The following is a 19700-nucleotide window of genomic DNA, read 5'->3' as shown; positions in this document are numbered from 1 at the left end:
TGGAGGTGCGGTGCTGCTATCCCAAGGTGGTGAGCAAAGTGGTCAGCGCCTGGGATTCGGTGATCGGGTCCGGCTTGCTCGCCCGCACAGCCTTCAATGCCGCATCGATCTGGCCATCGATCACAGTCCAGGATTTGCCGTCGATGGCCTGCAACGTGTCCTGGTCACGGTCCCAGGCGGTTTCGAGATCCTTGATTCGAGACTTGGCGTCATTCTGTTGTCCCGCTTGCACTTTGCTGAGGGTGTCCTGGGTGATGGCGCGAAAGTTCGCGATATCGCTCGACGGGAAGTGCGCCCCCGCCTGCCCCGGCGCGAGATCGGACGCGGATGCCGTGGCACCGGGTTCGTCGTCTCCGCCGACCGAAGCGTGCGGTTGCGCCGCGGCCCAGGCCACCAGAGCACCGGCTACGACGGCGACCACCGCGTAGTACCCGAGCATGAGTCGTTCTCGTTCTGGTGTGAAATCACGTGCGGCGGAGGTGTTTTGAGCGGAGATGACGTCGGCGCGGGTGCGGGTGAGGTACACGACGGTGGCCAGGATCGCGGCCAGGAACAGCACGCTGGTGAGCGCGGTGCCCAGCCCGAGTCCGTGGTCCGCGGTGGGTGAGGCGAGCCAGTCACCGAGATTGGCGCCGAGTGGTCGGGTGAGGATGTAGGCGAGCCAGAAGGCCAGTACGGCATTGGCCCCCAGCCGCCAGCCGAGCACGACCGCGGCGATGAGCCCGGCGGGCAGCAGCACCGAAACACCGGGACCCCATCCGGTCACCGACAGCGTCCAGTCGCCCGCGGCGGTCCCGAGGGCGAAGGTGACCAGCACCGCCAGCCAGTAGAACACCTCGCGCGGTGTGGTGACGATCGAGTGGATCGACAGCGTGCGTTCGCGCACGAACCACACGGCGAACACCACGGCCAGCACCGCGGCGAACACGCTGGTGCTCACCACGAGTGGGACCGAGAGGCTGTCGGTGAGGATATCGGTGTAGAGGGTTCCGGTGACGCTGAGCACGACCACCGTCAGCCAGTACGCGAACGGCACGTACCGGCTCAGCCGCAGCTGCCAGCCCAGCACCCCGGCCAGAATCACGGTGAACAGCACCGCCGTCAGCCCGAGGCCGACCCCGAGGGTCATATTGATCCAGTCGGCGAAACTCTCCCCGACCGTGGTGCACAGGATCTTGATGACCCAGAACCACACGGTCACTTCCGGCACCTTGCTCAGCATCCGGCGACCGGTGCCGACCTGCGAATTCGTCATCTCCGTCACGGCTGGTGACCGTAGTCAGCAACCGCTGTGACAACGCTGAGAAGGATCCGACGCCCATCTGTCCGGCCGATGGACAGTGAGCTATTCGTTCGATGACCCGGGCCGATCGACCGGCGCGGCCGGGAGCTCGACAGCCAGCCGGGCACCGCCCTGTGGCGAATCCTCGATCGTGATCGAACCCTGGTGCGCGCGAACGATTTCCGCGACAATCGCCAACCCGAGACCGGTCCCGCCGGAGGTGCGGGCGCGATCGTCTTCGAGCCGGACGAACCGCTCGAAGACCCGCTCGCGCTCGGCGACCGGAATGCCCGGCCCGTCGTCGTCGACGATCACTCGCGCTGTGCCGGAACCGGATTCGACCGTGACGGCGATCCCGGTGCGAGCGTGGGCGGCGGCATTATCGGTCAGATTCCGGATCACGCGGTGCAGCGCACTCGGATCGCCGACGACCCGGGCGGGATGCAGCTGCGCCTCCACCGCCAGCCCGGGGTGGTCGTGGCGCAGTGTCGCGACGGTGTTGGCGGCGAGATCATCGAGGTCGACATCGACTGTGGCCAGCCGCATTCCGTTCTCATCCGCCCCGGCCAGCGTGAGCATGTCCTCGACGAGCTGCTTGATCCGCTCGGCCTCGGGCAACGCGGTCGCGTTGATCATCTCCGCGTCGAGCATCCCGGGATGATCGCGACCGAGCTCGAGCGCGGCGATCACGGTCGCCAGCGGACTGCGCAGCTCATGCGAGGCATCGGCGATGAACCGGCGTCGCGCGGCATCCGATTCCTGAATCCGGTCGAGCATGGCGTTCATCGTCACCGCCAGCTGCGCGATCTCATCGGTGGTCTGCGGCACCGGAACTCGATCCCCCAGCCGCCCGGCATCGATCGCGGCGACCTGACGGCGGATCGCTTCCACCGAGGTCAGCGACCGCCCGACCAGAGCGTATGTCGCCGTGGCGGACGCCAATAGCACCAGGGGAGCCAGCACCGCCACCACGAGCCCGACATTGCGGACGGTCTCCTCGGCCTCCTCATTGCTGACCGCGACCAGCACCGTGAAAACGCCGTCGGGCCCGGAGACGGTGCGGGTGGCCGCCCGCACATCATCGAGTTCGGGCACCTCGACACCGGGCGAGGAGTCCGGCACCGGGGTTATCAGCGGCTTGGACATCTCAGCCTCCGACGAGGCCCGCACCACAGCGCCTTCGGCGTTGATCACCTGCACCGCGACAATCGTCCGATCCCGGGCGAACAGACCCTCATCGGCCTGGGCGGGCGCGCGATGCGCGAGCTGCCCGGCCAACTCACTGGCCCGCCCCGACGCGGTGGAATCCACCGATTCGAGCAGTGACTGATACATCAGCCACAGGCCCGCGAGCGCGCCGAGGGCGAACACCACCGCGAGCACCGCGGTGCTCAGCACCGCCGACCGCACGCGCAATCCCCACCGGGCGGGCCGCAGCAGTACTGACACATCAACCATGTCCGCCATCATGCAGCCCGTTCCGCCCCGAGCGCTGTTCACTCTCAGCGTGTTCACAGCGGTCCGCTGCCAACGTGGTGACCATGACAGCGCCGCTTGCCGAGGGTTCGTGAGAATCCATCAGTACTGCTGCTTCGCCCTCGAGAGCACGACAGTGCCCGCGTCGGACCTCACCGCGTGGCTCGGGGTGCCACCCGATGAGACCCATGAGCTGGGCAGCTGGACAGCGGCGGCGAACGTTCCGCCCTGCCACGCCTGGCTTCTCATCGAGCGCGGTGCGGACCCCGTGGACCGGCAGATCCACGCGCTGATCCGACGGATGAATCCGATCCGTTCCCAGCTGATTTCGCTGTGCTCGGATCATGCCGTCCTACCGGTGCTGCGGATCGTGCGCTATTTCCAGGGCGATCCGGCGGGCATCGCGCCCCGTGGGTTCGACGAGCCGCTGCCGAAGGCATGGCATCTGTCGACGCCTGTGCTCGAGTTCCTGGTATCGACAGGAACCGAGCTCGAGGTGGAGGAATATGCCGTCACCGATCAGGACTTCGCGCGCTGACCTATTCGCGCAGCCTGACATGGGCGGGCGTGAGCTCGGAGAGTCGTTCGACCCCGAGGAGCTGCATCGTCCGCGTCGCCTGTGTTTCGAGGATGGTCAGCGCCCGGGCGACACCCCGGCTGCCGCCCGCCATCAGCCCGTAAAGGTATGCGCGCCCGACCATTCCGGCGGATGCACCCAGCGCGACCGCCATGACAAGGTCGGCGCCATTCATGATGCCGGTGTCGATGATGATTTCGGTGCGATCGCCGACCGTGGCCACGACGTCCGGCAGCAGCCGCAGCGGGGTCACCGCGCGATCCAGTTGCCGCCCACCGTGATTGGACAGCACGATCGCATCCGCTCCGAGATCGGTGACCACCCGGGCATCCGCGACGCTCTGAATGCCTTTGACTATCAGCTTTCCCTTCCACTGCGAACGCAGCCAGGCCAGATCCTGTGGTCCCACACTCGGATCGAACATGTGATTGACCAGCTCTCCGACGGTCCCACCCCATGAGGACAATGACGCGAACTCGAGCGGACGCGTGGTGAGCAGGTTGAACCACCACGCGGGATGCAGCGAGATATCGGCCACCGTGCGCGCGGTCAGCGTGGGCGGAATCGTGAATCCATTGCGGACATCGCGCATGCGCGCACCGGCGACCGGGGTGTCCACGGTGAGCACCAGGGCATCGAAGCCCGCCGCGCGTGCGCGTTCGATCAACCCGAGACTCGCGTCGCGGTCCTTCCACAGGTACAGCTGAAACCAGTTGCGCGCACCGGGCAAGTGCAGCTGTGCGAGTTCTTCGATCGATGTCGTGCCCATGGTCGACAACGTGTACGGGATTCCGGCGGCGGCGGCCGCACTCGCCACGGCCAGCTCGCCTTCGTGATGCATGAGCCGGGTGAAGCCGGTCGGCGCCAGCACCAGCGGCAGGGCGCTGTGCGCGCCGAGGACGGTCGTCTCCGGCGTCGCCGACGACACGTCCCGAAGGATGCGCGGATGGAAGGTGCTGTCCCGGAACGCCTGTCGCGCGGCGCCGATGCTCACTTCGCCCTCGGCGGCACCGTCGACGTAGTCGAACACCGATCGCGGTGTCCGACGGCGGGCTATCGCGCGCAGATCCTCGATCGTGTGGGCGCGCGCCAGTCGCCTGTCGGTGGGATCGGCGATGAAGGGCCGTCTGCGCATGAGCGGGCGGAGTTCGGACCAGCGCGGCAGCTGGCGACCGTGGAGAAGGGTGCCCGTCGCGGTGGGGGCGGACGTGGAGGTCAACGCTGACATGTGCAAGCCGATCTGTGGGTAGTCGAAATCATTGGGTCACAGCCGCTTTGGTGGTCTGATACCGAGCGCCGAGGCGGCGGAGCAATTCGATCTGGGCATGGGTCGCCGAAATCAGCGCCGACTGCGCCACCGATTCGTCCGGTGCGTGAGCCCGGGTATAGGGATCCTGTACGGCGGTCACCAGGACATCGATCTCGGGCATTGTCTCGAGCAGAGCGGCGATGAACGGAATTCCACCCCCGACTCCCAGCGTGACCGCTGAATTGCCGAAAGCGTTGGCGAGCACATCCTGTGCGACGGCGGTCAGCGGGCTTTCCGGATCGGCACGCCAGCCGGACCCCATGGCGACCGGCTCGATATCCACCCGAATTCCTTTGGGCGCGTTAGCGCGGATGTGGTTTTCGACCGCCTGAAGTGCCTCGGTGGGATCCTGTTCCGGAGCCAAGCGAATACTGACCGCGGCGCGAGCGGCCGGGCTAAGAATATTGGCGGCACCGGCGGCCGGTGGCGCGTCGATGCCGGTGACCGTCAACGCCGGTCCATCCCAAAGTCGTTGAGACATGGACCCTTTCCCGACGAACTCGACATCCGGCAGCATGGTGGACTGCGTACGTATATCGGCGGGATCCGGTCCGGCGGTGGACACGCAATGGCCGGGGTGGATACCCGCGATCGACACCGCACCGGTCTCATCGGTCATCGAGGCCAGCAGCCGGCACAGTGTGGTCACCGCGTCGGGCACCGCACCGCCGAAAACGCCCGAGTGCACCGGGGTTTCGGCCGTGCGAACCGTGATCAGGATGTTCAGCAGCCCGCGCAGCGAGACGGTCAGCGACGGAATGCCGACATCCGCGTTGACCGCGTCCGGCGCTATGACAACGTCGGCGCGCAGCGTGTCGGCTTGTTCGAGGAGGAGCGACTGCAATGTGGGTGAACCGATCTCCTCTTCGCCCTCGATCAGCACGGTCACCGTGACCGGAAGATCTGGACCGAGGCAGCGCAGCGTCTCGAGGTGCACCGCGATCGCCCCTTTGTCATCGGCGGTACCGCGCCCGTAGAGCCGTCCCTCGCGGCGGGTCAGCGTGAAAGGATCCGACTGCCAAGCCTGCCGATCTCCGACCGGCTGCACATCATGGTGTGCGTAGAGCAGGACCGTCGGCGCTCCGGGCGGACCTTCACGCCGCCCGATCACCGCGGGCAGCCCGCCGGGCCGGGTCACCACCCGCGCCTGAACACCGACCGATCCGAACGCCTGGGCCACGAGTTGCGCGGACCGTTGTACATCCTGCTCGCGGCTCGGATCCGCGCTCACCGACGGCACCGCGACGAAGCCGGTCAGATCCTCGAGCAGGCGATTCTCGTCAACCATTGCCGAACTTCCTTCGTAGCTGTGAACGCGGTGCGCCGATGATTCGATGGGCCACGATGCCCTCCTGAAATACTGGTGGTACTTGACATACCGTTGGTACGAGTGTTGCCTAGGTTACATGGAAGCAAAGGTTCGTCAACCCCGGGAATCGAGCCGTGACCGGCGCAGTCGCGAAACCCGGCAGGCCCTGCTGGACGCCGCCTACGCGCTGTTCTGCGAGCACGGCTACGCGGGAACATCGCTGGATCGGATCGCCGAGCAGGCCGGATACACCAAAGGCGCGGTGTACCCGCACTTCGCGAGCAAAGAGGAACTGTTCCTGGCGCTGATGGAGAGCAAGGCCGCCTCGCTGACCGCGCGCTGGACCGATGCGGAGCCCGACGACGCACCGAAGTCGATGGGGGAGTGGCTTTCCCAGGCCATGAGCGAGCGCCGCGAATGGTTCCTGGTCTCCGCGGAATTCACGGTCCTCGCCGCGCGCAAGCCCACGCTGGCCGAACGGCATCGCGCGTCGATCACGCAGGTGTGCGATGAACTCGCCGCGCAATTGCGCGAAATCGGCGGTGACATCACCGAATCCGATGCCGCGACCCTCAGCCGTGTGGTGATGGCGATGATGAACGGCCTGGTCCTGCACGCCGCGATCGACCCCGGCCTGGACCTCGCCGCCGACTTCGACTTCGGGCTGCATCGACTCGCCGGCATTCCCGCCGGACCCCGGAAAGGCTGATCCGATGGATGAATTGCGCACGTGCACAGTCGAAAACGGCCGGAGAGTGGCCTGGGCCGAATACGGCGATCCGAACGGGGTCCCCATCGTCTTCAGTCACGGCACACCCGGTGGCCGACTCGGTGTCGCCCACCACCACGATGGATACCTCCGCCAAGGTCTGCGAGTGATCTCCCCCGATCGTCCGGGCTATGGCGCGACCGGCCCCCTACCCGGTCGATCGGTCTATGATGCTGCTCGGGACACCCTCGCGATTCTGGATGTCTGCGGCCTGGACCGGGTTTTCGCGGTCGGCGGATCCGGCGGCGGCCCGCACGCGCTCGCGCTGGCGGTGGCCGCGCCCGAGCGGATCCGGTCGGTCGGTGTGTTCGTGGGAGCGGCACCGCTGCTCGCTGAGGAGATCGACGGTCAGGTCGCGATCAACCAGGCGGTCATGGCGCGGCTGGACGAACCGGCGGCCTTGCGCGAGTTGCTGAATCAGGTGCGGACGTCACTGCTCGAGCAGGGACTCGCCGCGGTCCTGGCGGACGCACCGGACATCGACAAACTCCGGTGGGCTGAACATGCCGAGTCCCGACAGCGGTCCATCGATGACGCGCTCGCCCCCGGCGTTCAGGGCATGGCCGACGATTACCGCGCGATCTTCGGCGGGGCATGGGGATTCGAGCCGTCACAGGTCGCGGTCCCCGTCGTGTGGGCGCACGGCGACCAGGATCGCAACGTACCCGTATCGGCGGCACGCAGGATCGCCGAACAACTCCCGGACTGCCGCTTCGTCAACTGGACGGAGGTCGGGCATTCACCCGGACCCGACCTGCTGGCCGAGTTCTACACGGCCGTGCTGGCCAGCGCGCGGTGAGGACGAACCGAATCATGCGCAACGATGTTCAAATCCACGGCAGCACAGGGACTCCCGTGTTGCTACTGCCCGGCGGCGCGGAATCGAGCGCCGGATTCTTCCCGGGGCTCGTCGAAGGGCTGCTCGCAGCTCCCGGCTGTCGAATCATCGAACATGATCGACCGGGCACCGGCAGTTCGACCGAACCGGGTTCGCTGGCCACCGCCGCATCCCATCTGGCCGGGGTCATCACCGCACTCGAGTGCGGGCCGGTCGTGGTCGTCGGGCAGAGCCTGGGTGGCGCGGTGGCAGTGCTACTCGCGACCGAGTATCCCGAAATAGTCTCGGGCATGGTGCTTTTGGATCCCACGCCGATCACCGACGGCCGCGGCTGCGCCCGCCTCGAGCGATCGATGGGCCTGGTCGAGAAGCTGGGTTCGATCCCGCTGCTGCGTCGCGCCCTACAGCTCCTGGTGCGCTCGGGTATCCGCCGCAGCGTACGAGGAAGCGAGTTGCGACCCGACTGCCAGGCCGCGTTCGACAAACTGGAAGCCCTCGACGTCATCAAGTTGGCGCAGGCCGTGCGCGGAATCGGCCAGATTTCAGCCGAACTCGACAAGGCCGCCCTTCCGCGGGTGCCCGCGGTCTTGGTAACCGCAGACCGTAAACAGGGCCATGAGGTAGCGCAGGCTCACGCCCGTCTCGCCGAACGCCTGGGGGCACCGCTGATCCGCTGGCCCGGCGCGGCGCACAATCTGCACCTCGATCATCCGGACGAAACCTTGGCTACCGTGCGCGATCTGCTGGAACGCACGCGCGAATCCTGAAGGCAGCGGGCATAGTCGAACCGCACGCCCAAGCGGCTCAGCGTCCTCTCAGCGCCAGGTCTCGATACTGAGCCGGTGTCGGAAGTCCTCGAAATGGTCGGAGCTGTGTGTTCGGAAGCCTGGAGCCACGCGGACAGCGTCCATGCCGTGATCGGCACGGTGGCCGTCTCTGCCGGATTGTTCGCAGTGTCGGTGTTCCGCCCGATCGCGGTGGTGCCCGAGGAGTTCTATGCGCCCGGGCGGCGAGCGGGATTGCGGACGATCGCGGTCGCGATGCTGTTCGCACTGGTGACGGTGCAGATCGAACGCGGTGGATGGCTCACGCGCGCTGACCCGTTCGTGAGCAGTTGGTTCGCCCGGCACCGCACCGGCACGTCGACAGCGGTCGCGGGGACGGTCAACAGGCTCAGCGATCCGCGGATCGTCATCGCGGAAACAGTGGTTGTCGCAACGATATTGGTGTGCACGCGTCGTCGGAGCGCGGCAGCGCTGATCACCGCTCCGGTTGTTCTGGTGTTCGTCACCGGGTGGTGCGTGAAACTGCTCGCCGATCACGAGCAACCCGGGGGGACATGGCTGGGGGTGCTGAACGCCGGCACGTTTCCCGGCGCGCCCATCGGTGGCGTGACCGCGCTTGTAGGAGCTTTGGCAATGATGTGCGCGGGAGTCGACGGGCGCTCGTCGCGGCAGGCAGCGGTGATCTGGTCGCTGGTGGTCGCGTCGGTAGGAGTCGTGGGTGTGGCAGCGCTGTCCGCCGGGACGCATCGAGCCACCGATGCCGCCGCCGGTGCGTTGGCCGGGGTTGCTGCGGTGAGCGTTATCGCGATCGTTCGCGCATCCGGCGTGAACCGTGCCCTGCCTGATCACGCCGATACGGTTGCCCAATCGGTGAGTCGGTAGCGGAGTCGAACCGCGCTACCTGTTCACTGGTGATGCACTCGACCGCAGCGCGCTAGGAGGTACGGGATCAGCACAGTAGCGACTCCGGGAGTCGGGCTTGCGATCGTCTGCGTCGTTCTGGTCGCCGGCGCGGCGGTGGTGTACCGGGTGGCGCGCCTCGGACCGATGATCACCGCGCCCGCCGCGGCCGTGCGGGCGGTGGTCCAACTCGCCGCTGTCGCATCGGTGTTGGCGGTTGCGCTCGCGCATCTGTGGTCCTCGCTGCTGGTGCTGCTGGTGATGTTCGGGGCGGCGGTCGTCACGGCCACACGACGCAGTGACGCGGGATGGTCGGGGGCGTGGCTGGTGCTGTCGTTGAGTGCGGGAGCGGTCGCCGCGCTGTTGCCGATGCTGGTCAGCGGGGTGGTTCCGATGACAGGTATTGCGGTGGTACCGGTCGGCGGAATTGTTCTCGGCGGTGCCATGACCGCGACATCGCTGGCGGCCCGTCGTGCCCTGGACGCGCTGATCGTCGGGCACGGGGAGTTCGAGGCCGCGCTGAGTCTGGGGTTCACCGATCGGGATGCCCGGTGGGAAGTCGTCATTCGCACCGCGAGTGACGCGCTGCTGCCCGGTGTCGATCAGACTCGCACCGTCGGATTGGTCACGCTGCCAGGCGCTTTCGTGGGTGTGCTGCTCGCCAGCGGTTCCGCGGTGCAGGCGGCGGCGGTACAGGTGCTGGTGCTGCTGGGGCTGTTGCTCGCGCAATCGGTAGCGGTCGCGGTTACCGTCGAGTTGATCTCACGCGGCTGGATTCAACGGCGCGCGCACGAAAGCAACTGAATCGCACCAGTCCTATCCACCGACCGGAAGGTGATAGCCGTAATGGCCACAGCAACAACAGATCTCGCGGCATTCATTCGAGGACTTCCGAAAGCCGAGCTGCACCTGCACCTGGAAGGGACGCTCGAACCGGCATTGAAGTTCGCGCTGGCCAGCCGAAATGGCATCGAGTTGGCCGAATCCACCGTCGCCGAGGTCGAAGCGACGTACCAATTCCACGATCTGACCTCGTTCCTGCAGGTCTACTACCCGGCGATGCGGGTGCTGCAGCAGGCGCAGGACTTCCACGACCTGGCCTTCGCCTATCTGACCAGGGCACACGCGGACGGTGTACGGCATGTCGAGATGTTCTTCGACCCGCAGGCGCACACCAGCCGCGGGGTGCGATTCGATACCGTGATCTCGGGGTACCGGTCGGCAATTGTGCAGGCGCGCAGGGAGTTCGGCATCTCCGCCGAGCTGATCATGTGTTTCCTGCGCGATCAGTCCGCGGAATACGCGATGGCGACACTGATGGAAGCGCTGCCCTACAAGGAGTGGATCATCGGGGTCGGCCTCGATTCCGACGAGCGGGGCAATCCGCCGAGCAAATTCGCGGAGGTATTCGCGCGCGCCCGCCGCGAGGGTTTCCTGCTCACGATGCACTGTGATATCGACCAGGACAACTCGATCGAGCACATCCGCCAGGCGTTGGAAGATATCGGTGTGGACCGAATCGACCACGGCACCAACATTATCGAGAACGATGCGCTGGTGGAGCTCGCTCGATCCCGGGGAATCGCGTTCACCTGCTGCCCGGTATCGAACTCGTTCGTCACCCAGAGCGGCAAGTCCGAAGAGATCCTCACCCTACTGAACCGCGGAATCCTGGTAACGGTGAACAGCGACGACCCATCGTACTTCGGTGCATACGCCGCGGATAACTATGTGGCCCTGACCAATTCGGCCGAAGTGACGATCGATCAGGTCGTGGCATTGGCCAAGAACTCATTCCAGGCATCATGGATTTCCACTGCCCGACGCGAGCACTTCCTGCTTGAAGTCGACCGATACGTCGGCGATAACACCTGATCGGTGAGGCGCTCAGGCGGAAGCCAGGGTGTCGAGCGAAACTTGCCATAGCCGTGCGGAATTGGCGGGGTCGAGGGCGTATGCGGCGACGCCGCGGCGGACGCCCGGGCGGTGTGGTTCCGCCTCGCTGCAGTCTTCGAAGTAGCGGCCGGTGACGCCCTCGAGCAGCGGTGAGGCGGCCAGCAGGACCGAGGTGGCGGCGCCCTGGGCGGGGGTTTTCCATGACACCGCCGTGCTGTCGGGTTCGAACGATGCGGGTGCGTTCCCCGCGTCGCCGATATGCCTGCTCAGGTTGGTGTCGGGGATGCGTCCCGGGTTCAGGGCGTTGGCGGTGATCCCGTCGGCTGCCCAGCGCTTGCTCGCCTCGACCGCGAACAGGATATTGGCGGTTTTGGACTGCCCGTAGGCTTCCCACGCGTCATAGGGACGGTGCCGGAAGTGGATGTCGTCGAACACCACCTCGCCGTTCACGTGCCCCACCGAACTCACGGCGACGATTCGCGCGTTGCCCGCCGAAGCGAGCGAGTCGTGCAGGCCGGTCGTCAGTGCGAAATGTCCGAGATGGTTGGTGGCGAACTGCATTTCCCAGCCCTGTGGGGTCCGCATTTCCGGCGTGGCCATGATTCCCGCGTTGTTGACCAGAATGTGCAGCGGCCCTTGCCAATCGGCGACGAACCGCGCGATCGAGGATTGGTCGGCGAGGTCGAGTGGAGCGACGAACACCTGCTTGTTGCCGGTCTCGGCGACGAGGTCGCGCGCGACGAGTTCACCCGCGGCGAGATTGCGCACGGCCAGGGTCACTTCGGCATTCGCGCTCGCGAGGGCGCGGGCGGTTTCGGTGCCGATCCCGGACGCGCCGCCGGTGACGATGGCGCGCCGACCGGTGCAGTCGACTCCGGCGATGACCTCGGCGGCGGTCGACTGCGCGCCGAACGGGGTGGTGATGCGATTGCTGCTCATGACAACGCTGCTTTCTGATTCCGGAGAATTCGGATCGAGCGGACCGTCCCCTACACTCATAAACGGAGCCGCGTCCGCTTAACGAGGATAAGCGGAGCCGACTCCGCTTGGCAAGACCGTCCCCGACCGATGAGAGACCATGGCACCCGACAACGCCCGCCCACTCCGCGCCGACGCCCAGGTCAACCACGACCGTCTCCTCGAGGCCGCAGCGCGCGCATTCGCTGCCGACGGGACCGGCGCATCGCTCAAGGCGATCGCCAAGGACGCCGGTGTCGGAATCGGCACCCTCTACCGCCGGTTCCCCACCCGCGAAACCCTCGTCGAGGCGACCTATCGCAATGAGGTCGCCCGGCTGTGCGACTCAGCGCCGGACCTGCTCACCACAATGCCTGCGACACAGGCGCTTCGCGTCTGGATGGACCACTTCGTCGACTTCATGGCGACGAAGAACGCGATGATCGAGGCCCTGCGCACGGTGCTCATGTCCGAAGCCGACATCATGAATACCCGTGCGCTGCTGGCGAGTTCGCTGTCCCTGCTCATGACCGCGGGTGCGGCGGATCACACGATTCGCACCGACGTCGACCCGAGCGATGTATTGATGGGCCTGGGTGGAATAACCCTGATCGCAGGGGAACCCGAACAGCGAGACCTGGCCGGCCGATTGCTGGATCTGCTCGTGGACGGCTTGCGCGACCATAGCTCTTCCGTGTGAGTTGCCACTGATCGACAAGCGGCTCCGCCGGGGCGATATCGGTTGGTGCAGAGCATCATTGGGCTATGCGACGTACGCGGCCCGGCGTGCCTGAGTGATGAGGTCGGCCAAGCGGGGGTGTGTTCTTTCGGGGTGATGTACGAGACCGAGTGTGGTTCCCGGGGCGTCGATGACGGGGACCGCCCGCACGTGCTCACCGAGCCGGGGGATGACATCGTGGCTGGCGAGCGCGGAGGCATTGCGCAGATGGATGTGGTCGATGATCTCATCCAGGTCGAGATCCGGGCATGTATGCAGATGGCCGGGCAGCGCGGTGACCTCATCGAGCTGTAGCGAATAACGTTGCGCGAGTGGATGATTCCTCGGCAGCAGCGCGACGGTTGGCTGTTCGATCAATTCCTCGGTGTGCAGCGGCGCGGGCGCGGTGGTGAGGCAGCTGAGTGCGGCGTCGGCATCACCGTTGAGCACGGCCCGGGCGGGACTGCGGGTGAGGTGCACGCGGATCGGAATCGGGAGCGCCAAGCCTTCGGTGCGAGCCAGAATGTCATGCAGCAGACCGGATCCGATCGCCGGGCGGACCGCAAGACTCAGCGGGCGCGACGCGTCGCTGGACCGTACCCGTTCGACGGCGGCACGGGTGGCGGCGAGGATCGCCCGCCCATCGGCGGCGAAGGTGAACCCGGCGTCGGTGGGCGTGACCGCGCGGCTGGTGCGTTCGAAAAGCCTTACTCCCAGCCGTCTTTCGAGCTTGGCGATGGCCCGCGACAGTGGTGGCTGGGTAATACCCAAGCGCGCAGCGGCCCGAGTGAAGCTGAGTTCATCGGCGACCGCGACGACGTATTCGAGGTCCGCGAAGTCCACCTGATCCATACCCACAGGGTATGGGTAACAGTCGATATCGTGCATAGCTCATCGGCGCGCACGCGGATGTACTCGAGTCATGACCGCAGCACAGATATCAGCACACACCGCCGCCGATCCGGCCGCACAGGACCCTTACCGGCTGATTCCCGAGGTATTCGCCCACTACGTCCGAGCAGCCGACCATCGCGATCCGCAGCGCATGTCGGCACTGTTCGCCCCCGAGGCGACGGTGCGGATTTACTATCGCGGCGCGGGCGAGCCGGAACTGCTCGCGGAACTGACCGGCGCTGCCACTATCGGCGCGGCGGTGGCAGCGGGCATGGCACCGCACCCACCGCTGGGCTGGAGCCACCACACCCTCCTCAACCCGATCATCACCGTCGAGGGCGACCAAGGCGCATTCGACGCGCAGTTCATCGTCTACAACGCCCACGGCCTGGCCCGCCCGGCCGAGGGCTGGCCGCCGACCGCGTTCGGTGCCCAGGGCACGATCGTCCCCATCGAGTCCGGATACGCGCGGGCCCAACTGCAACGCGACCGAACACGCTGGCTGATAACAGAATTGGTGATCGAACACGATCTGCCCTACGCAATCCCCGCCTCGTGACCGTGCCCGCCTGTCGACGATCCTGCTCGCGGTGATCGGCGGGGCCGACTGACGGCCGACTCTCCGCTCGCCTGGCATACTGGGTGCGCAGCTCCGATTGCTGGAGGTGTGCTGGGTCCGTTGACGCTGTTCGATGTGAACTCGGAGGTGATCGTGTGGTGATTCCCGACGATCTGGCCAGGGATGCCTATCTGTACGGGTATTCGATCGACGAGGCGTACAAGTTCCTCTACGAGACGACCATCGAGCCGGGCATCGAGCTCAATCGTTTCCAGCTGTTGCGCGACCTCGCCGATGACACCTACACCGCGCACCCCACCATCAATAACGACACCCTGCACCTGCAGGGCTGGTTCGATGTGGGAGCCGAACCGGTGGTGGTCACCATCCCCGATTTCGATCCCGGCCGCTACTGGATCCTGCACACCATGGACCTGGGCCACTACACCAACGCCATGATCGGCTCGCGTACCCGCGGCACCGCGGGCGGGCGGTTCCTGTTCGCGGGAAGTACATGGACGGGTGTGGTGCCGCCCGGCATCGACGAGGTCATCCGCTCGGAATCGGATCTGATCAAGGTCATGGGCCGAATAATGACCACGGGCGGTGACGACTTGGCCGCGGCCCGTGACCTACAGGATCGGTGGGTTCTGCAAACCCTCTCGGAATTCCTGGATGTGCCCGGACCGGAACCGATCCCGCGCGACTACCCGGATCCGGCATCGACGAACTGGCTCGAACGCGTTGATTTCGTGCTCGCGCTCGGCTCCATGGCCACCGCCGACGCCGACTGGCTCGCACGGTACCGCGAGATCGGATTGGGTTCCGGCACAACAGAGTTCACGGATGGGCAGCGGGAGGCCGCTGATCGCGGACAGCGCCTGGGAATGGCTCGCATCCACGAACTCGCCCCGCAAATGACCAATTCCGAGGAATTGCTGGGCACCCGCGCCGACCTGCAGAACACACCCCGGGAAACCTTCGCGATCGGAACCTTCCTCGGCCAGTGGGGCCTGCCCCCGGTCGAATCGGTGTACCTGAAGATCGAGACCGGTACCGACGGACTGCCGATCAACGGGTCCGGCGGAAAAACCTATCGTGCCCGCTTTCTGCCCCCGCCGGTCAGTGAGTTCTGGTCATTCACCGTGTACGGCAGCGACAACCGGCTCATGGCGCACAACGCCATCAACCGCCACAGTCGCGGCGACCGCACCCTCGCCGCCGATTCCGACGGGTACTACACACTCGAACTCGGCTCCGACGTCACCGCACACGCCGACGACCCGAACTATCTGCCCATCCCTGACAAGGACAGCTACCTCATCCTGCGGATGTACGGCCCGAACCGAGACATCCGAGACGGGAAATACCCGACACCCGACTTCGAGGTCTAGGGCGCAACGCCGGACGACGCTATTCGGGGCGACTTTCCATGGGCCGCTCGCGGCTGGCCGCCCACGATGCCAACAGCGCCAGGCCGTCCGCGGTCGGCGTGCCGGCGGCAGCGGTGTAGACGATCAGGAGTAGACCCGGTTCGGCGGGCAACTCCATCGACTCGACATCCAGGTCGAGTTGACCTACTGCCGGATGGTGCACGCGCTTGCGTCCGGACCGATGCAGCCGGACGTCCCGAGATGCCCACCGCTGCCGGAATAGTTCACTGCGCGTTGATAATTCACCGATCAGGGCGATCAGCTCCCGGTCGTGTGGGTCGCGGCCCGCCTCCATGCGTAGCTTCGCGGCGACATCGCGGGCGATTCGGTCGTAGTCGACGAAGAACGTTTGTGCCGCTTCGGGATTCAGATAGACGAACCGGGCGGTGTTCGCCGGTCGTTGTGTGTCAGCCAGCACCGGTGAAAACAGCGCGCCGGCAAGATGATTCATGGCCAGTACGTCATATCGGCCGTTGCAGATCCACGCCGGTGCGTCGGTGATGGCGTCCAGCACCTGCCGCAGCGCCGGGCGCACCGCTCCGGCCGGGCGTCGACGGCGTATATCGCTGGGCGTCTTGGACTGTCGTGCGAGGTGGAACAGGTGGTCGCGCTCGGCCTCGTCGAGTTGTAAGGCCGCCGCCAAGGCGTCGAGCACCCCTTCGGAGGCGCCACCGAGGCTGCCGCGCTCCATGCGCACGTAATAGTCGACCGATACTCCCGCCAGCAGAGCGACCTCTTCGCGCCGCAGACCTTCGACCCGGCGATTGCCGCCATACGCGGGCAGCCCGGCCCGCTCGGGCGCGATTCGCGCGCGACGCGAGCTCAGGAATTCCTTTATCTCAGTGCGCAGATCGATCACCGTCACCTCCTCACCGTAGGTCCTGTTCGCGGGCCGAGGGAGGTTCTGCCGGTACCCCCGACGCGCTCCGCATCGCCGCCGCGCACCCGGTTACCTCCGGACGAGGGGCACCGGCAGTACCTGTGCCACCAGGGTCTCCCCGCGCCCGCAAAGCGTTCCTAACCTGCTGTTACCGGTTGCGGCCGAAGCGGGAGCAACCGGCCGGATCACTCCTGTTATCGAAGGAGCACTCTGCAATGCGGACACGCAAACTTGGACAGCACCTCGAAGTCTCAGCCCTGGGCCTGGGTTGCATGGGTATGAGCTTCTTCTACGGTTCGCCCCCGGACCCGGCCGAGATGACGACGCTGCTACGGACCGCGGTCGACCGCGGCGTGACACTCTTCGACACCGCCGAAGTCTATGGCCCGTTCACCAATGAAGAACTGGTCGGCCGGGCTCTGGCACCGATCCGCGACCAGGTGGTAATCGCCACCAAATTCGGTATCGCACACGGCGAGCACGGGCCGACCCCGGCGTCCGGGCTCGATAGCCGACCCGAGCAGATCCGTCGAGTGACCGAGGCTTCGCTGCGGCGGCTGCGAACGGATCACATCGACCTGCTGTACCAACACCGCGTCGATCCCGACGTGCCCATCGAAGAGGTGGCGGGCACGGTCAAGGAGTTGATCGCCGAGGGCAAGGTCAAGCATTTCGGTCTGTCGGAGGCAGGTGCGACGACGATCAGCCGTGCCCACGCCGTGCAGCCGGTGGCGGCGCTGCAAAGTGAATACTCGCTCTGGACAAGAGAACTCGACGCCGAGATCGTTCCGACCCTGGAGCAGTTGGGCATCGGCCTGGTGGCGTACAGCCCGCTGGGCAAGGGCTATCTGACCGGCACCATCGACTCACGTACATCGCTGGCCGACAACGACCTTCGCCGTATGCTGCCGCGCTTCACTCCGGAAGCACGCCGGGCCAATCACGCCCTGATCGACCTGCTGCGGCAGATCGCCGACGACAGGGCGGCCACACCTGCCCAGATCGCGCTCGCCTGGGTGCTGGCGCGGCGGCCATGGTTCGTGCCGATCCCGGGCACCACCAAAGCACATCGGCTGGACGAGAATCTGGGAGCGCTCGATATCGAATTGACCTCCGGTGACCTGGGACGCATCGAGGCGGCCGCGAACGATATCCACGGTGAACGCGTCCCCGAGCGGTTGAAGTCGATGTTCGGCCGCTGAGCCCGTTAGGTGCTACGGCTTCGATCCTGTCCCGTCATCGCATTGACCAAAGCGGTTCGCGCCAGATCACGCAACCAGATGTGCGCGGGGTCGGTGTCATAACGCTGATGCCAGGACAGGTACGCCCGGGCCGGGGGCAGGTCGAACGGGAGCGGGAGCATTGCCAGGCCCAAATCCGCGGCGACCGAACGCGTCGTGGATTCGGGGGCGGTGACGACGAGGTCGGAGCCGCGCACGAACTCGAACGCGGCGCGTTCGGTGGGCGCGGTCGCCACCACGCGTCGAGTCAGGTCCAGACGCGCGAGCTCCTCATCGAGGATGTTGCCCAGCTTGCCGCGCCGCGAGACGGTGATGTGCTCGGCGGCGGCATACCGTGCGGCGGTGACGGTCTCGACCAGGGTCAGTGGATGCCCGCGCCGCACGACGATGACCTGCTTGGTCTCGGCCACCCGATGGGAACGAATCTCGGGTGCGGTCGGGCGGTCCCCGTTCGCGGCGAGGTCGACCTCGCCGCGCCGCAACTCGGGGGTGTCGATGCTCGATTCCGCGATGAAACGCAGTCGCACGCCCGGGGCTTGCTCGCGCACGGCAGTCATCAGGGCCGGACCGCTGAGGGAGACAAGTGCGTCGTGCCAGCGCAGCGTGAAGGTGCGGTCCAGCGTCGCCAGGTCGAGTTCCCGGCTCGGCGCGAGCACGCCCTGGACCTGTTGCAACAGGTCGTGCACCTGTTCCCGGACCGCGAGCGCATAGGGCGTCGGGGTCATCGTGCGCCCGGTCCGCACGAGGATCTGATCACCGGTCGTACGGCGAATCCGGCCGAGGCTGCGGCTCATCGCGGGGGCAGTGACATGCAGGCGGTCCGCCGCACCGGCCACACTGCCTTCCTCGAGCAGAGCGTCGAGCGCCGCGAGCAGGTTCAAATCCAATTGCATGAGAGTAATGCTAGCCGTGCTTTACATGCACTTGCTGTTAATGATGAGTGCTTCTAATGTTCGAGGTGCGGGCGTGAGAATCCACGATTCCTCGCCCGGTTGGTCACATTTCCCTTGCTCGGATTGGAGCATTCGCTATGCCTGAAACACTTCGGAACGCCAGTGTCGCAACGACTTCCGCTGCCGACGCCGAGCTGCTCGCACGGACCGCCGTCGCCGTGCGCGAAGCGAGTTCGGTCCTGCGGGAGCGGTTCGGCGACGTGGTCGAATACCGGACCCGGGACGAGCTGATGCGTGCGCTCGCCGCCAACGACGATGCGGTGCTGGACATCCTGCGCCCGCGCCTCGAAGCCTTGCGCCCGGACGCCCAGTGGGTCGGGGAGGAGCAGGAATTGGACGGCGGCGCGCTGCCGTCCGGCGAATGGTGGGTCGTGGATCCGGTCGAAGGCAACGTCAACCACCTGCACGGCCTGTCCGAGTGGGCGGTGACGGCCACCCTCGTGCGCGATAACCAGCCCGTGCTCACCGCGGTCCACCTGCCGCTGACCGGCGAGACCTATACCGCGCTCGCCGGCGGCGGCGCCTACCTCGACGGCCGGCCGCTGCGTGTGTCAGGAACCGCGGATCTGGGGCTGAGCATCGCGGCCACCAGTCAGGCCAGGCCGGATGAGGACGAGAAGGTCGTGCGGCGGGTCGGCGCGTCGATCACCGAGATGCTCATCGACGCACTCGTGGTGCGGATAGCGGTGCCCGCCACCCTGCATCTGCTGAATGTGGCCGCCGGTCGGATCGACGTCTTCTGGCAGTTCTCCGGCGGCCGTGCGGATTTGCTGCCCGGGGCCCTGCTCGTCTCCGAGGCAGGCGGACGGATCTCCGACACCCAAGGCCGCCCATGGACATTGGCGAGCGAGAGCTTCCTGGCGGCGGCACCCGGCGTGCACGCCGATGCGGTCGCCACACTCTCCCGCTGACCGAAAAACCCAC

20 protein-coding genes are annotated in these 19700 nt (G+C 66.4%); 12 read left to right on the top strand and 8 right to left on the bottom strand.

Going from position 1 to position 19700, the window contains the following annotated elements:
• Positions 1-16: 16 nt before the first annotated feature.
• Both ACFC0O_RS21305 and ACFC0O_RS21300 read right to left on the bottom strand, forming a co-directional pair.
• A complete protein-coding gene (locus ACFC0O_RS21305) occupies positions 17-1255 on the bottom strand; it encodes a hypothetical protein (RefSeq protein ID WP_375960782.1) in 1239 nt (412 codons plus the stop codon).
• 90 nt (positions 1256-1345) lie between these two features.
• Entirely contained in the window at positions 1346-2740 is a 1395-nt protein-coding gene (locus tag ACFC0O_RS21300; protein ID WP_375960355.1) for a sensor histidine kinase, read from the bottom strand.
• A 109-nt stretch (positions 2741-2849) separates the two neighbouring features.
• On the opposite strand from ACFC0O_RS21300, the gene ACFC0O_RS21295 reads away from it, so the two are divergent.
• Positions 2850-3296, top strand: coding sequence for a DUF4279 domain-containing protein (locus ACFC0O_RS21295; protein ID WP_375960353.1), 447 nt, complete (start codon positions 2850-2852; stop codon positions 3294-3296).
• Between the two features lies 1 nt (position 3297).
• On the opposite strand, the gene ACFC0O_RS21290 is transcribed toward ACFC0O_RS21295, so the two are convergent.
• Entirely contained in the window at positions 3298-4563 is a 1266-nt protein-coding gene (locus ACFC0O_RS21290) for an alpha-hydroxy-acid oxidizing protein (RefSeq protein WP_375960351.1), read from the bottom strand.
• A gap of 28 nt (positions 4564-4591) precedes the next feature.
• On the bottom strand, positions 4592-5932 hold the full coding sequence (locus tag ACFC0O_RS21285) for a M20/M25/M40 family metallo-hydrolase (protein ID WP_375960349.1): 1341 nt from the start codon (positions 5930-5932) through the stop codon (positions 4592-4594).
• Positions 5933-6050: 118 nt separating this feature from the next.
• On the opposite strand from ACFC0O_RS21285, the gene ACFC0O_RS21280 reads away from it, so the two are divergent.
• The 6 genes from ACFC0O_RS21280 to add all read left to right on the top strand — a co-directional run bounded on the left by ACFC0O_RS21280 (position 6051) and on the right by add (position 11120).
• The gene (locus ACFC0O_RS21280) at positions 6051-6662 is read left to right on the top strand and encodes a TetR/AcrR family transcriptional regulator (RefSeq protein WP_375960347.1); all 612 of its coding nucleotides are present in this window, start codon (positions 6051-6053) and stop codon (positions 6660-6662) included.
• A 4-nt stretch (positions 6663-6666) separates the two neighbouring features.
• Positions 6667-7521, top strand: coding sequence for an alpha/beta fold hydrolase (locus ACFC0O_RS21275; protein ID WP_375960345.1), 855 nt, complete (start codon positions 6667-6669; stop codon positions 7519-7521).
• A gap of 14 nt (positions 7522-7535) precedes the next feature.
• Positions 7536-8327 (top strand): alpha/beta fold hydrolase, encoded by a 792-nt coding sequence (locus ACFC0O_RS21270; protein WP_375960343.1) that lies wholly within the window; start codon positions 7536-7538, stop codon positions 8325-8327.
• 75 nt (positions 8328-8402) lie between these two features.
• Positions 8403-9227, top strand: coding sequence for a hypothetical protein (locus ACFC0O_RS21265; RefSeq protein WP_375960341.1), 825 nt, complete (start codon positions 8403-8405; stop codon positions 9225-9227).
• 66 nt (positions 9228-9293) lie between these two features.
• Positions 9294-10049, top strand: coding sequence for an ABC transporter permease (locus tag ACFC0O_RS21260; protein ID WP_375960780.1), 756 nt, complete (start codon positions 9294-9296; stop codon positions 10047-10049).
• 42 nt (positions 10050-10091) lie between these two features.
• The gene (add, locus tag ACFC0O_RS21255) at positions 10092-11120 is read left to right on the top strand and encodes an adenosine deaminase (protein ID WP_375960339.1); all 1029 of its coding nucleotides are present in this window, start codon (positions 10092-10094) and stop codon (positions 11118-11120) included.
• Between the two features lie 12 nt (positions 11121-11132).
• Here the strand turns inward: add and ACFC0O_RS21250 are convergent, their stop codons facing one another.
• Positions 11133-12080, bottom strand: a complete 948-nt coding sequence (locus tag ACFC0O_RS21250) for an SDR family NAD(P)-dependent oxidoreductase (protein ID WP_375960337.1) — start codon at positions 12078-12080, stop codon at positions 11133-11135.
• A gap of 139 nt (positions 12081-12219) precedes the next feature.
• Between ACFC0O_RS21250 and ACFC0O_RS21245 the strand changes: the two genes are divergently transcribed.
• A complete protein-coding gene (locus ACFC0O_RS21245) occupies positions 12220-12798 on the top strand; it encodes a TetR/AcrR family transcriptional regulator (RefSeq protein WP_375960335.1) in 579 nt (192 codons plus the stop codon).
• Between the two features lie 63 nt (positions 12799-12861).
• Here ACFC0O_RS21245 and ACFC0O_RS21240 read toward each other — a convergent pair whose 3' ends face one another.
• Positions 12862-13668, bottom strand: a complete 807-nt coding sequence (locus ACFC0O_RS21240) for a LysR family transcriptional regulator (protein WP_375960333.1) — start codon at positions 13666-13668, stop codon at positions 12862-12864.
• Positions 13669-13738: 70 nt separating this feature from the next.
• On the opposite strand from ACFC0O_RS21240, the gene ACFC0O_RS21235 reads away from it, so the two are divergent.
• Both ACFC0O_RS21235 and ACFC0O_RS21230 read left to right on the top strand, forming a co-directional pair.
• A complete protein-coding gene (locus ACFC0O_RS21235) occupies positions 13739-14269 on the top strand; it encodes a nuclear transport factor 2 family protein (protein ID WP_375960331.1) in 531 nt (176 codons plus the stop codon).
• Positions 14270-14424: 155 nt separating this feature from the next.
• On the top strand, positions 14425-15663 hold the full coding sequence (locus tag ACFC0O_RS21230) for a DUF1254 domain-containing protein (protein WP_375960329.1): 1239 nt from the start codon (positions 14425-14427) through the stop codon (positions 15661-15663).
• 19 nt (positions 15664-15682) lie between these two features.
• On the opposite strand, the gene ACFC0O_RS21225 is transcribed toward ACFC0O_RS21230, so the two are convergent.
• A complete protein-coding gene (locus tag ACFC0O_RS21225; protein WP_375960327.1) occupies positions 15683-16567 on the bottom strand; it encodes a helix-turn-helix domain-containing protein in 885 nt (294 codons plus the stop codon).
• A gap of 230 nt (positions 16568-16797) precedes the next feature.
• On the opposite strand from ACFC0O_RS21225, the gene ACFC0O_RS21220 reads away from it, so the two are divergent.
• A complete protein-coding gene (locus tag ACFC0O_RS21220; protein ID WP_375960325.1) occupies positions 16798-17784 on the top strand; it encodes an aldo/keto reductase in 987 nt (328 codons plus the stop codon).
• A gap of 5 nt (positions 17785-17789) precedes the next feature.
• Here ACFC0O_RS21220 and ACFC0O_RS21215 read toward each other — a convergent pair whose 3' ends face one another.
• On the bottom strand, positions 17790-18716 hold the full coding sequence (locus tag ACFC0O_RS21215; RefSeq protein WP_375960323.1) for a LysR family transcriptional regulator: 927 nt from the start codon (positions 18714-18716) through the stop codon (positions 17790-17792).
• A 137-nt stretch (positions 18717-18853) separates the two neighbouring features.
• Between ACFC0O_RS21215 and ACFC0O_RS21210 the strand changes: the two genes are divergently transcribed.
• A complete protein-coding gene (locus ACFC0O_RS21210; RefSeq protein ID WP_375960321.1) occupies positions 18854-19687 on the top strand; it encodes an inositol monophosphatase family protein in 834 nt (277 codons plus the stop codon).
• The last annotated feature ends 13 nt before the right edge of the window (positions 19688-19700 follow it).

The organism is Nocardia sp. NPDC056100, from assembly GCF_042266325.1.
Classification (GTDB): domain Bacteria; phylum Actinomycetota; class Actinomycetes; order Mycobacteriales; family Mycobacteriaceae; genus Nocardia.
This window is presented reverse-complemented; position numbering and strand designations above follow the sequence as displayed.